The sequence below is a fragment of the Nocardia sp. CA-151230 genome, assembly GCF_050942175.1.
In the GTDB taxonomy this organism is placed as follows: Bacteria; Actinomycetota; Actinomycetes; order Mycobacteriales; family Mycobacteriaceae; genus Nocardia.
Window position 1 is genome coordinate 6182116 of the sequence record NZ_CP192061.1, and the last position, 12977, is coordinate 6195092.

12 protein-coding genes and 1 pseudogene are annotated in these 12977 nt (G+C 66.7%); 10 read left to right on the forward strand and 3 right to left on the reverse strand.

Going from position 1 to position 12977, the window contains the following annotated elements:
* Positions 1–145 precede the first annotated feature (145 nt).
* The 4 genes from ACQP1O_RS29130 (at position 146) to ACQP1O_RS29145 (ending at position 4578) form a co-directional block, all read left to right on the forward strand.
* Positions 146–1570, forward strand: a complete 1425-nt coding sequence (locus tag ACQP1O_RS29130) for a condensation domain-containing protein (protein ID WP_433561633.1) — start codon at positions 146–148, stop codon at positions 1568–1570.
* 165 nt (positions 1571–1735) lie between these two features.
* A complete protein-coding gene (locus ACQP1O_RS29135; protein ID WP_433561634.1) occupies positions 1736–2656 on the forward strand; it encodes a glucosyl-3-phosphoglycerate synthase in 921 nt (306 codons plus the stop codon).
* A gap of 131 nt (positions 2657–2787) precedes the next feature.
* Positions 2788–3663 carry a 3-hydroxyacyl-CoA dehydrogenase family protein gene (locus ACQP1O_RS29140; RefSeq protein WP_433561635.1) on the forward strand — a complete coding sequence of 292 codons (876 nt, stop codon included), beginning with the start codon at positions 2788–2790 and terminating at the stop codon, positions 3661–3663.
* A 15-nt stretch (positions 3664–3678) separates the two neighbouring features.
* Positions 3679–4578 (forward strand): hypothetical protein, encoded by a 900-nt coding sequence (locus ACQP1O_RS29145; RefSeq protein WP_433561636.1) that lies wholly within the window; start codon positions 3679–3681, stop codon positions 4576–4578.
* 92 nt (positions 4579–4670) lie between these two features.
* On the opposite strand, the gene ACQP1O_RS29150 is transcribed toward ACQP1O_RS29145, so the two are convergent.
* A complete protein-coding gene (locus tag ACQP1O_RS29150; RefSeq protein WP_433561637.1) occupies positions 4671–4934 on the reverse strand; it encodes a hypothetical protein in 264 nt (87 codons plus the stop codon).
* A 21-nt stretch (positions 4935–4955) separates the two neighbouring features.
* On the opposite strand from ACQP1O_RS29150, the pseudogene ACQP1O_RS29155 reads away from it, so the two are divergent.
* The 6 genes and pseudogenes from ACQP1O_RS29155 to ACQP1O_RS29180 all read left to right on the forward strand — a co-directional run.
* Positions 4956–5093: pseudogene (locus ACQP1O_RS29155) on the forward strand (3-ketosteroid-9-alpha-hydroxylase); the annotation flags it as partial.
* Between the two features lie 132 nt (positions 5094–5225).
* On the forward strand, positions 5226–6965 hold the full coding sequence (gene ctaD, locus ACQP1O_RS29160) for an aa3-type cytochrome oxidase subunit I (protein ID WP_433561638.1): 1740 nt from the start codon (positions 5226–5228) through the stop codon (positions 6963–6965).
* On the forward strand, positions 6962–7090 hold the full coding sequence (locus tag ACQP1O_RS29165; RefSeq protein WP_433561639.1) for a hypothetical protein: 129 nt from the start codon (positions 6962–6964) through the stop codon (positions 7088–7090). The genes ctaD and ACQP1O_RS29165 overlap by 4 nt, the downstream gene beginning before the upstream one ends.
* A 628-nt stretch (positions 7091–7718) precedes the next feature.
* On the forward strand, positions 7719–8570 hold the full coding sequence (locus ACQP1O_RS29170) for an alkaline phosphatase family protein (protein WP_433561640.1): 852 nt from the start codon (positions 7719–7721) through the stop codon (positions 8568–8570).
* A 109-nt stretch (positions 8571–8679) separates the two neighbouring features.
* Positions 8680–9975, forward strand: a complete 1296-nt coding sequence (locus tag ACQP1O_RS29175) for an MFS transporter (protein ID WP_433561641.1) — start codon at positions 8680–8682, stop codon at positions 9973–9975.
* On the forward strand, positions 9972–10949 hold the full coding sequence (locus ACQP1O_RS29180; RefSeq protein ID WP_433561642.1) for a TolB family protein: 978 nt from the start codon (positions 9972–9974) through the stop codon (positions 10947–10949). Before ACQP1O_RS29175 ends, ACQP1O_RS29180 begins: the two co-directional genes overlap by 4 nt.
* Before the next feature lie 672 nt (positions 10950–11621).
* On the opposite strand, the gene ACQP1O_RS29185 is transcribed toward ACQP1O_RS29180, so the two are convergent.
* The gene (locus tag ACQP1O_RS29185) at positions 11622–12002 is read right to left on the reverse strand and encodes a hypothetical protein (protein WP_433561643.1); all 381 of its coding nucleotides are present in this window, start codon (positions 12000–12002) and stop codon (positions 11622–11624) included.
* A 368-nt stretch (positions 12003–12370) separates the two neighbouring features.
* Entirely contained in the window at positions 12371–12970 is a 600-nt protein-coding gene (locus ACQP1O_RS29190; protein ID WP_433561644.1) for a TetR/AcrR family transcriptional regulator, read from the reverse strand.
* Positions 12971–12977: the final 7 nt, after the last annotated feature.

Here is a 12977-nt window from a genome sequence, read left to right on the forward strand (position 1 = left end):
CCCGGAGCGTCGCGGCAGCCGGGACCGCCGCGGATTGGCACTGTTCACAAGATTCCGCGATCTTCGCGATCGGGAGTACCCGGGATGTCGTTGACTGCGCTGCGACATCAGTTCTCGGGATTTCCCGCTGCGAATCGAGGCACCCGTGGTCGACTTCGGCTTCATCGACGATTGGCATCCCGCGCCCAGCCTGGTCACCGGCTGGACGCTCGCCCCGGAGTCGCACGCGGCCATGCTCGCCGCTCCACCCCATCCAGCCCCGCCGTCGTATCAACAGGAGCAGTACCTGCGGGCCACCCTGCGCAATACCGATGCGGGCGTGCGCGCCTCGCGGTTGTGCATGATCTCCTTCGAAATTCCGGGTCGCCCGGATCTCGCGGCCATGGCGCGCACGGTCACCCGATTCCTGCGCCGGCACGACACCTTCGCCAGCTGGTTCACCCACGAGCCGTGCGGATCGGTGGTCCGGCGCACGGTCGCTGCCGAGGTGATCACCGTGGTCACGCAGGACTACCGGTACTTCGAGTCCAGCGCGGATATCCGCGAGCACGTGCAGTCGCTGGTACCGAATGCGTTGCACTGGGACTGTTTCGGGTTCGGTGTGATCGAGCACGAGCAGTCCTACACCGTGTTCGCGGCCATCGATCACCTGCACACCGACGGTGTGGCTCAGGCGCTGACCTGCACAGAACTGCTGATGATCTACGGCAGCGAACTATCCGGCGGCGGTATGGAACTCCCGGCCGTCGGCAGCCACATCGCCTACTGCGCCCGGGAACGGGCCGTCAACGCCGCACTGCGGGCGGGATCGCGGCAGGTCAGGATGTGGGTGAAGCTGTTGCAGCGCAATGGCGGTGCCATGCCGGCACTGCCGGTGGAGCTGGGCGCCGATGCCGGGCCGGGCGTCCGCCAGGGCGCACAGCTCACCATTCCGCTGTTCGACGCGGATACCGCGGACCGGTTCGAGCAGGCGTGCACCGACCACGGCGGGCGATTCCTGGGCGGGCTGTTCACGGTGCTCGCGCTGACCGAACTCGAATTGGCCGGGCGGGACTGGTATTTCGTGCTCACGCCGGTCAATACGCGCACGACTCCGCAGGAGCACGCCTCGATCGGCTGGTACACCAACCTCGTCCCGGTCGCCTTCGACCTGGACCCCGACGACAGCTTCACCTCGCTGGTCGGCGCGGCGCAGTGGGCCGGAGACGCGGCCAAGGAGTTGACCGACGTCTCGCCGCACCGGGTGCTCGAGCTCGCCACCCCCGATCTCGGTATCCACGTCGAGCCCGGCTGGGCGGCGGCCATGCTGTCCTACGTCGACGTGCGCAAGATTCCCGGCGTCGAGATATTCGACAAGATCAACGGCGGAATGTTCGGGAACCGGGCCGCCGCCGGCGCGGTCTACCTGTGGGTCAACCGATTCCCCGACCTGACCACCCTCAGCCTGCTCTTCCCCGACACCCCGGAGGCACATGCCTCCATCGATCGCTACGTCAAGACGCTGACCTCGATCGCCTCGTCCGTGGCCGCGGACGGCGACTACACCGTCCGGGTCGATTCCGGGCGATGATCACACCGATCTCGGCCGTCGGCAATGACGCCCCGGCCGTCCCGGCCCGCGTGGCGTGGGGAGCGTTCGCGGCGTGACCCTCTGGCGCTGCGACCGCCCCCTACGGCCCTGGCCCGTCCTCTGGGCCGAGCTGACCACCGACGTCTTCGATGACAGGAGCCTGCTGTGACCCCACCCGCCGTCGACCTCCTCCGTTTCGAACGCCGTTGGACGGTCCCCGAACTCGTCCGCCACAAACACGACCGCCGGGTATCGGTCGTGCTGCCCGCACTGAACGAGGAGAACACCGTCGCCGGCGTGATCGAGTCGATCCGGCCGCTGGTCGGCGGACTCGTCGACCAACTGCTCGTCGTCGACTCCGGATCCACCGACAACACCCGGGAACGGGCCCGCGCCGCGGGTGCGGTCGTATACACCCGGGAGGAAGCGCTGCCCGAGCTGACACCGCGCCCCGGCAAGGGCGAGGTGCTCTGGCGGTCACTCGCTGTGGCCGCGGGCGATCTGATCGTCTTCGTCGATTCGGACCTGGTCGCCCCCAGCCCGATGATCGTGCCGTCCCTGCTGGCCCCACTCCTCTTCGACGACGAGCTGCGGCTGGTCAAGGGCTGCTACCGCCGCCCGCTGCGCACCGGCGCGACCTACGACCTCGACGGCGGCGGCCGCGTCACCCAGCTGGTGGCCCGCCCCCTGCTGGCGGCACTGGCACCCCCGCTGGCCGAACTCGCTCAACCCCTCGGAGGCGAATACGCCGCCACCCGCGACCTCCTGACCACCATTCCCTTCGCCCCCGGCTACGGCGTCGAGATCGGCATCCTCCTCGACTGCTGGAAACGCCACGGCCCGCGCGCCCTCGCCGAGGTCGACCTCGGCATCCGCATCCACCGCAACCGCCCCACCCACGAACTCGCCGCCATGAGCCGCCAGGTGATCGCAACCCTGTTGCAGCGCTTGGGAATCCCCGACTCCGGCGCACCCCTCCCCCAGTTCGCCCCGAACGGTTCGACCTGGCAGCGGACGGTCAGCGAAATCGGCTCCGCCGACCGCCCACCCATTTCGGATCTACTTGTCGGCTCCTTCCTGACGTGAGCACGGACCTCACCACCGCCCACCGCGCCGACAATGCGGCGGCTCCGCCGGGAGCCGAGCCGACCCGGCTACCGTGATAGCGATCGATAACGCGAATCCACAGCTCGGACCTTTCATCGAAGGAGCGGGGAATGGCCGCGATACCGAAGGACTATCGCACCCGGCCCGTGGCCGTGATCGGCGCGGGAACGCTGGGGCGGCGCATTGCGCTGATGTTCGCCACGCGGGGCGGCACCGTGCACATCACCGATCCGAACGGGACGCAGGGGACGCAGGCCGTCGGGTACGCGACCGGCGAATTGCCCACGGTGGCAGCCCACATCGACGGCGGCACGCCGGGGATCGTGAGTTATGTGCCGGACCTGGCCGATGCGGTGGCGGAGGCGTGGCTGGTGGTGGAGGCGGTGCCGGAGCGGCTGGACCTCAAGAAGTCGATCTTCGGTCGGCTCGACGGACTGAGTGCGGCCGATGCGGTCGTCTCGTCGAATTCGTCGTCGTATGCGAGCAGGCTGTTCACCGATGGGCTTTCGACCCGCGACCGGATGCTCAACACCCACTTCTATATGCCGCCCGCGTCGACGACGCTCGATGTGATGTCCGATGGCGATACCGCGCCCGAGATCATCGACTTCGTCATGTCGACCTTCCCCGAATACGGTCTGCATCCTTTCCTGTGCCGCAAGGAGAGCACCGGCTTCATCTTCAATCGGATCTGGGCGGCACTGAAACGCGAATCGCTCGAGGTCGTCTACCAGGGCGTCTCGACCCCGCAGGACGTCGATGCCATGTTCAAACTGAACTTCGGCACCAAGGCGGGGCCGTTCCGGATGATGGACAGCGTCGGCCTCGATGTGGTGCTCGATCTCGAAGAGCATTACGCCCAGGAGAATCCACATCTGCCCGAGGGCCCACGCATTCTGCTGAAGCGCTATATCGCCGACGGCAAGCTGGGCGTGAAATCCAGTGCCGGCTTCTACGACGACTACCCCGACCCGAATCGGCACTGACCACAGGAGGCCGCGATGAAACATCTGCTCGCGCTCGACCTCAAAGCCCGCGCCATGCACGCGATCTCGCTCGACGGGGGTGAGGTGCGCATCCTGATCACCGGGTTGGACGCCTACCCCGACGGCGTCGCCGTCGATCAGGCTCGCGGGCACGTGTACTGGACCAGCATGGGCGCACCCGACATGCGTCCCACGCCCGGCACGGAACCCGTGTTCTTCCACCGGACCGGCATGCTCGAACGCGCCGACCTCGACGGCGGCAATCGCACGGTGATCGTCCCGCCCGGCGCGTTCACCACCGGCAAGCAGCTCACCGCCGATTTCGACATCGGCCGCCTGTACTGGTGCGACCGCGAGGGCATGCAGGTCCTCACCTGCGATCTCGCCGGGGGCGAGCTGCACCCGCTGGTGGTCACCGGCAAAGGCCCCGAAGACGCTGTGCAGTCCCGGAATTGGCCGGTGGGCATCTGCCTGGACCTCGACCGCCGCCTCCTCTACTGGACCCAGAAGGGCGCACCGAAGGCCGGTGAAGGCCGCATCTTCCGCGCGCCACTGGAACTCCCCGCCGGCACCTCCCCCGCGGCCCGCACCGATATCGAGGTGCTCTGGCACGACCTCCCCGAACCGATCGACCTGGAACTGTCCGGCGACGGGAACCTGCTGTGGACCGACCGCGGCGCGGAACCCGCGGGCAATACCCTCAACCGCGCCTCGGTCGACCCGGTTCCGGGACCGGTGACCATCCTGTCCAGTGGCTACCGCGAGGCCATCGGCGTGGTGGCGATCAGCGAATCCCGCTTCTACGTCAGCGATCTCGGCGGTGCGATCCGCCTCGTCGACCTCGACGACGGCATCGACACCGAAATCGCACGCCCCGGTGGTGCACTCACCGGACTGGCACTGGCAGACCTCTGATCGAGGGACCCGAGCACCGCGTCGAAACGCCGGGGACACGGCCGAGATCGAATCCGTCACGAGCTGACGACGGCAGGCCCCCGCCGCGGCGATCAGGCGCCGGCGCGGGCGGTGGCCAGGATGGCGGCGATGGCGGGGTCGGCGGCGGCGATCTCGTCGAGGGCCGCGCTGAGGGTTTGCCCATAGGTGGTGCGCGCCTCGCGGACCAGGTCGGCGCGGCCGCCTGACCACCCCGTCCCACGTTCCAGCTCACCAGTTTTCGAGGAGTGATGCTCGACGTGGGCCGCGTAGGCGCCGTAGGCCATGCCGACGATCGGCGTGGCGATGGTGGTGGGATGGATTGTCCCCCAAGGCATTTTGTAGACCTGCTCCGAAACGACGTCGCCGACGTCGACCCGAAATCGGTGCGGCGCTCCGAGTTCGAAGTCGACACCTCGCGGGCCAACGAGGTCTGGGAGCTCGAGGTCGCCGAGAACCTGCGCCGGCGCGATGTGACCACGGCCACCACACCCTAGCCCGGTTCGAGGACGATCTCGGTTCGAAGGTCACCGGCGGCGCGGCCCAAGGTCCTCGATCGCTGGTCGAAGGTCATCGGCCCGGCCCGCGGGTATTCACCGGCAACCCCGCGGCTCACTACGGTCCGCAGGGTGACCGCCCTTTCCCCGAAAACCCCGCCGGTACCCGAGATCACGCGACCCCATCCCGTGCGGCACGCACCAAAGGGGTCGTTCCTCTACAAGATGGTCAGCACGACCGACCCGAAGGTGCTGGGGCAGATGTACCTGGTGACCTCGATGGCGTTCTTCATGATCGGCGGGCTGATGGCGTTGATCATGCGCGCGGAGCTGGCGCAGCCGGGCATGCAGTTCCTGTCGCCGGAACAGTTCAATCAGCTGTTCACCATGCACGGCACGATCATGCTGCTGTTCTACGCGACCGCCATCATCTTCGGATTCGCGAATATCCTGCTGCCCTTGCAGATCGGCGCGCCCGATGTCGCGTTTCCCCGGCTCAATGCGCTCAGCTACTGGTTGTACCTGTTCGGCGCGACCATGGCGACCGCAGGCTTCGTCACCCCGGGCGGCGCCGCCGATTTCGGCTGGACCGCGTATGTGCCGCTGTCGGACATCATCCACTCCCCCGGTGTCGGCGCGGACCTGTGGATCCTTGGGGTGGGCGTCTCGGGCCTGGGAACCATTCTGGGCGCGGTCAATATGCTCACCACTGTCGTCTGCCTGCGCTGCCCGGGCATGACCATGTTCCGGCTGCCCATCTTCACCTGGAACGTCGTCGTCGCGAGTTTCCTTGTGCTGCTGGTGTTCCCGCTGCTGACCGCCGCCGCCCTGGCGCTGTACTACGACCGGCACCTCGGCGGGCACATCTATGATCCGGCCAGCGGCGGAACCATGCTGTTCCAGCACCTGTTCTGGTATTTCGGCCACCCCGAGGTGTACGTGATCGCGCTGCCGTTCTTCGGCATCGTGTCGGAGATCTTCCCGGTCTTCAGCCGCAAACCGCTGTTCGGCTACACCGGCATGGTGTACGCGACCCTGGGCATCGCGGCGCTGTCCATCGCGGTGTGGGCGCACCACATGTACGCCACGGGAGCCGTTCTGCTGCCGTACTTCTCGTTCATGACCTTCCTCATCGCCGTCCCGACCGGCGTGAAGTTCTTCAACTGGATCGGCACCATGTGGAAGGGGCAGCTCACCTTCGAGAGCCCGATGCTGTTCTCGCTGGGCTTCCTGGTGACCTTCCTGTTCGGCGGCCTGTCCGGCGTCATCCTGGCCTCACCGCCACTCGATTTCCATTTGTCCGACACCTATTTCATGGTCGCGCACTTCCACTACACCCTGTTCGGCACGGTCGTGTTCGCCACCTTCGCGGGCATCTACTTCTGGTTCCCCAAGATCACCGGCCGCATGCTCGACGAACGCCTCGCGAAGTGGCACTTCTGGACCACGTTCCTCGGTTTCCATCTGACCTTCCTGGCCCAGCACTGGCTCGGCAACATGGGCATGCCGCGGCGCTACGCCGACTATCTGCCCTCCGACGGCTTCACCCTGCTGAACCAGGTCTCCACCATCGGCGCCTTCCTGCTCGGCGCGTCGATGCTGCCGTTCCTGTGGAACGTCTTCAAGTCCTATCGTTACGGCGAGATCGTGACCGTCGACGATCCGTGGGGCTACGGCAACTCGCTGGAGTGGGCCACCAGCTGCCCGCCGCCACGGCACAACTTCTACGAGCTCCCGCGCATCCGCTCCGAACGCCCCGCCTTCGAACTCCACTACCCGCACATGATCGACCGCATGCGCGCCGAGGCCCACGTCGGCTGGGGCGCGACCGCCCACCACGTCACCGAGACCACACCCGCAGAGGCGAAATGACCAGGCCCCAGCAACTCTCGACCTTCCGGATTCCGCGTCTGCCCTACGGCGTCCTGGTCATGCTGACCGGATTGACGCTGATCGGTGGCCTGATCCTGCTGACCCACCTCGCCCAGGGTCTCTGACCCCCCGATCGTGCGGACGCTGACTCCCCTTGCAGCCGTTCGCACTCCGGTGAGGCCGCGCCCCCGCCCGCGCGGCCCTCACCGGCCTCTTCGCGAGCGCCCCCGGCCCGCGGATTCAGCGCCACCCGGTCGCGCTCCACGACAGGGCCGAGTGGGACGTCGTATCGGAAGCGTGATGCTCGAGATCGCCTGTGGTGCAGCCTGTCCGGCGCGTGAAGCCGGATCGAGTCCACCATGACGGTCGCAGTCCAGGACCGAAACTACGTGCGGCGCAACATTTTCCGGGCGACTCAACCTCAGGAACACGGGAATCCAGCCCGAGTCGGCATACGTATGAACCGATAAACATCCGGGAACAGCAATCGAACTCGCATCGAAACTCGAAACGAATACTCGACAACCGATTTCGAATCACTCGTCCTGTTATTGCACGGTCATTTGACCAGTTGAACATTTGCGGTCAATTGACCAATAAACACACTGACCAGGAAGGGCTTCCGCGCTTTATTTGTTCACTTTTCCAACATCCACCGGCTTCGAAACATTGGGCTCGACGCCACAGGTCGGCTCCAGGATTTCCGAATCCTGGCAGCGCGGCCAGGAGTTCGGTTATCCTTCAGGAGGATTCGTGTTCAGGAAGCGCATTGTGCCCGCACTCGTCGCGGCGGCAGCTTTCATCGGTGTGACGACGGCAGCCGTTGTCACCTCGTCCACCGCGCAGGCGGTGACGACCGTGCCGGTGTTCGATCACATCGTGCTGGTGATGTTCGAGAACCATTCGTACTCGCAGATCAACGGCAGTTCCAGCGCCCCGTACTTCAACAGCCTGGCCGGCCAGGGTGCGAAATTCACCCAGTCCTTCGGGGTCACTCACCCGAGTGAGCCCAACTACCTGGCGATGTTCTCCGGGTCGACCCAGGGCATCACCGACGACAGCTGCCCGCACACCTTCAGCGGCAACAACATTGGCAACCAGCTGATCACCGCCGGCAAGACCTTCAAGAGCTACTCCGAGAGCATGCCCTCGGACGGCTACACCGGCTGCACCAGCGGCCAGTACGCGCGCAAGCACAACGCCGCGCCGTTCTTCAGCAATGTGCCCGCGACCAGCAACCTCATGTACAGCGACTTCCCGAACTCGTCGAACTACGCGAGCCTGCCGACGGTTTCGTACATTGCGCCCAACCTGTGCAACGACATGCACGACTGTTCGATCAGCACGGGCAACACCTGGCTGCAGAACAACATGGACGCCTACGCGCAGTGGGCCAAGACGCACAACAGCCTGCTCATCGTCACCTTCGACGAGGACAACGGCAGTTCGTCGAACCACATCTTCACCACGTTCGTCGGCGCGCACACCCAGGTCGGCAGCTTCTCCAACCAGATCAACCACTACAACATCCTGAGCACCATCGAGAGTGCGTACGGGTTGTCCCACCTGAACTCGGCCGCCGAGATCACCAACGTGTGGAACTGACCATTCGTGGTTGTCCGCGACTGATCGGTAGCTGGTAATCACCCCGCTCGCGGGCATGCCGACGGCGTGTCCGCGAGCGGCTCCCGCAACACACTGAGGTGGCACACCCATGTACCTGTCCACGATCGACCGTCCGCACGCCGGGGACGACGGCGCGAAACCGTCTCGCAGGAAGGTGTTCTTCCTGCTGAGCGGCAACGTGTTCGCACTCGGCACGGTCAGCCTGGTCACCGACATCTCTTCGGAAATGATGACCGCGGTACTGCCTGTGTACCTGGTCGTCGCGCTGCACCTGAGCCCCGCCGTCTACGGCGTCGTCGACGGCGCCTACACCGGGGCGACGGCGCTGCTGCGGCTGGTCGGCGGATACATCGCCGATTCGACGCGTCGCCGCAAGTTGATCGCCGGCCTGGGCTACGGGTTGTCGGCGGTGGCCAAACTCGGGCTGCTGGCCGTGGGCAGTGCCGTCGGCGCGATCGGCGCGGTGATCGCGATCGACCGGGCCGGCAAGGGCCTGCGCACCGCCCCACGTGACGCGCTGATCACCCTGTCCACCCCGCCGCAACTGTACGGCCGTGCGTTCGGCGTGCACCGGACGATGGACACGATCGGGGCGTTCACCGGGCCGCTGGTCGCGCTCGGCATCCTCGCCGCAACCGCGCAGGCCTACGACGCGGTGTTCGTCGCCAGCTTCTGCATCGCCGCGTTCGGTGTCCTCGTACTGGTGTTGTTCGTTCGCGATCACCGCGACGAACAGCCACCCAAGGGCGCGGTGTCGGCCTCGGCACTGGGCGGCCTCATCGTGATGGCGCCGGTGCGACGGCTGGTACTGGCCGCGTGCCTGGCCGGGATGGTGACCATCGGCGACGGCTTCGTCTACCTCCTGCTGCAACACCGGGAACACCTGGGCGTCAACTGGTTCCCGTTGCTGGCCGTCGGCACGAACCTGTCCTATCTGCTGCTGGCCACGCCGCTCGGCATGCTGGCCGACAAGATCGGCCGACTGAAGGTGGTACTCGGCGGATACACCGCGCTGGTACTGGTTTACCTGTTGCTGTTCGGGCCGCTCGGCGGCACCGCTCTCCTCCTGGTGGTGCTCGCCCTCTACGGCCTGTTCTACGCGGCCACCGACGGCGTACTCATGGCGCTGGCCGGCCCGGTCCTGCCAGAATCCCTGCGTACCACCGGAATCGCACTGATCCAGACCGGACAGGCGCTGTCCTACCTGGTGTCCTCGGTGCTGTTCGGGCTGGCCTGGACGGTGTGGGGACCGGCGAGCGCGAGCCGGGTCGCCGCGGTTCTGGTCGCGCTGGCCGTGCTCCTTCTCGGCCTCCTGCTGCGCGGTATCCCGGCCACGAACACCGACGCTTCCGAAACCCGTGACCTCGCCGAGGAGCGCGCATGACTCGGCGAATGCTCCTGGCACTGTTCGGGTCCGTGCTGCTGACCGCCGTCGCGGTCGGTTACGGCGTGTTCGTGACGACCCGTGTGCCGCCGGCGGTATCGGCGACCGACACGCTGAGTCTCACGGGCGGGCCACGAATTCTGTTCCGCAGCACCGCACCTGACAGCAAGGGCCACCTGGCGATGGTGGCCACGGACGATCCGGGCGGGCCACGCTCGGTGTCCGCGCTCAACTGCCTGCGGGTCCACGCGGCGGGCGGCACCGGCGTCTGTTTACGGCAGGACGGCGCGCTCTCCACCTTCCAGGCCGCCATTCTGGACAGCACACTCACTGTGAAGCGGGAGATCCCACTGGTCGGCGTGCCGAACCGTACCCGGGTATCCGGGGACGGGCGGCTGGTGGCCTGGACGGTATTCGTGGCGGGCGACTCGTACAACAACGGACGGTTCTCGACCCGCGCCGGACTGATCGACCTCTACACCGGGGACATGATCGACTCACTGGAATTCCTCCCGGTGACCCTGGATGGCCGTCCCTACACCGCGGCCGACCTCAATTTCTGGGGTATCACGTTCGCCGCCGACGACAACACCTTCTACGCCACTATGGCCACCGACGGACGCCGGTTCCTCGTGCAAGGTGATATCGCGGCGAAGAGCATTCGCACCATCGCGCAGAACGTGGAGTGCCCATCACTGTCTCCGGACGGGCGGCGGATCGCCTTCAAGTCGGCGATCGACGGGAACCCCGAGAAGGGCTGGCGGCTGTCGGTACTGGATCCGGTCTCGGGCGCGCGGACGCCGCTGGCCGAAACCCGCAGCGTGGACGACCAGCCGGCCTGGCTGGATTCGAACACCATCGGTTACGCCATTGCGCGGGGCGCCGACTCGGATATCTGGGCGGTCCCGGCCGACGGGTCGGGCAGTTCGCGGCTACTCATCCCGCACGCCGAATCCCCGGCGGCACTCGGCTGACCGGAATACGGAAATCCCGACTGGCAGAACTCGTTTCGGAAAAGAACAATTCCTGATGCAATCATTGGACAACAGCGAACCTGGCCGAGACAATTCCAACGCACCTGGCGCCGATGATTTCGGTGACAATGTATCCGATGACCGGTCCGGATCGTCGGACTCGGGGCAGCGATCCACCGGACTCCATAATTTTCGCCGGCGATTGCCGCATCTCGCTGCCCGCGATGTGCGTCGGCATCTGCCCCACGCGGCAGCTGCCACTGCATTGATCGCACTCGTTATCGGGGGCGCCGCGGGAGCAACGGATTCCAGGCGAAACGAAAAGGCGAGCAATGTCTCGGCGTCGTCGGATGTCTCCGAGACGTCGAACGGGGCGGATCCGACCACCCAGATCGGGGCGATCAGCGACGTTGCCGACATGTCGGAAACCCCGAATGATGTTGCCGTTCCGGATGACACGACAGCAATGGACACCCTCGGCAGCGAGGCGGCCCCGGCCACCGATCCGACCACCGGCGAGTCGACCGAGACCACCGGGAGCGATCCGGCCACGACGACCACCGATACCCCGACCCCCACCCCGGCGCCCGGTCCATCCTTCAGCGCGAGTATCAGTGCGAGCGCGGGCTTTTCGGTGCAGGTCGCCCCGCCATCGGACGCGAGCCAGACTGTTCAGCCCGGCGTGAGCCCCAGCCAGGATCCCATCACCACAACCACCGTGCCGATGGTCGTCGCCCCCTTCAGCACCACCGCCCTGCCGACGAGTCTCTCGCCGACCGGGACAATGACGACATCAACCACCATCCCGACGACAACAACCACCATCCCGACGACAACACAAACGGTCCCGACGACCACGACGGTCCTCCCGACAACCACGACGTCTGGCGGTGGGACAACGACACCGACCAGCGCGGGGAGAACGACACCCTCCGGCAAGCCGACAACCACAACGGACCGACACACTCCGACGGCACCGCCAACCACCAGGACGACCGAGCGGAAGCCGGCACCACCGCCGTCCCAGCCGACGATTGCGCACCCACCGACCACGACTCCGCGTCACCCAACGGCGCCCAAGCCCACGAAGCCGAACCCCACGACGTCTGCGCCCGTCCCGGCCAAGTAGCCCGGATGGAAGATCCACTGCAACAGTGAATTTCGAGGGCCGATCATGAATTCCTATCCACCTGACCCGCGCGGTCGCGGTGCGATGACGGCGCTCCCGGCGTTGCTGGTGACCGCGATTACGGCAATCCTCTCGGGATGCGGTGCGTCCGATCGAACTTCCGATCCGGTGCCGCCCCGGGCGGGTGCGCCGGTACCGGCGATTCGCCTCGACGCGGTCGAGCAGCCGCTCGACCAGCTTCGTGACTGGGCTCGAGCGCGGTCCGAAGAATACAAGCTTCCCGCGTGCGGATTCAGCGCCGCCCGGCCGCGCTCGGCGACAGCGCCGCCAGGTAGGGCTCGACCAATTCCGTTGCGGCCGTGACAGTCCGGTCGGCGTCCTGGCCACTCTCGAGCATGCGTGACGCCGCATGTACGATGCCGTCGATGAGTCCGGCGGTGACGGCCGGGTCGGTCGCACCGGCCGTCTCGAGCGCGGCGATCAGCGGGGTGCGGAGTTCGTCGTGCAGTTCGCGGCTGTAGGCGGCGATATCGTCGTCGATGATCGTGGTGAGCACGCGGGCCAGGGCATGCTCACCGCTCGCGACCAATTCCAGGTTGGCGCGGACGTATTCGAGAACCTGATCGGCCGGGCCGGACGCGGCCGCCATCCGCTCCGCCACCCGCCGCGCCCACTGCGGGAAGGTGTCGGCCAGCAGCTCGGCGAGCAACTGGTCGCGGGAGGAGAAGTACTGGTAGATGCTGGGGCGGGCGAGCCCGGCGCGCGCCGCCACCTCGGTGAGGGTGGGCGGGCGGGCCGGGTCCTCGGTGAGGATGGCGCGCGCGGCGTCGAGCAGGGCGCGGCGTTGCGCCTTGCGATGTTCGGCGAGCGTGGCGGCTTGGATCCTCGGCACCTGATCT

What these genes read in the sequence shown, in the direction of transcription:
- ACQP1O_RS29140 (WP_433561635.1), top strand. Translation starts at nt 2,788, where the DNA reads ATGGCCGCGATACCGAAGGACTATCGCACCCGGCCCGTGGCCGTGATC.
- ACQP1O_RS29145 (WP_433561636.1), top strand. Translation starts at nt 3,679, where the DNA reads ATGAAACATCTGCTCGCGCTCGACCTCAAAGCCCGCGCCATGCACGCG.
- ACQP1O_RS29150 (WP_433561637.1), bottom strand. Translation starts at nt 4,934, where the DNA reads ATGCCTTGGGGGACAATCCATCCCACCACCATCGCCACGCCGATCGTC.
- ACQP1O_RS29165 (WP_433561639.1), top strand. Translation starts at nt 6,962, where the DNA reads ATGACCAGGCCCCAGCAACTCTCGACCTTCCGGATTCCGCGTCTGCCC.
- ACQP1O_RS29175 (WP_433561641.1), top strand. Translation starts at nt 8,680, where the DNA reads ATGTACCTGTCCACGATCGACCGTCCGCACGCCGGGGACGACGGCGCG.
- ACQP1O_RS29180 (WP_433561642.1), top strand. Translation starts at nt 9,972, where the DNA reads ATGACTCGGCGAATGCTCCTGGCACTGTTCGGGTCCGTGCTGCTGACC.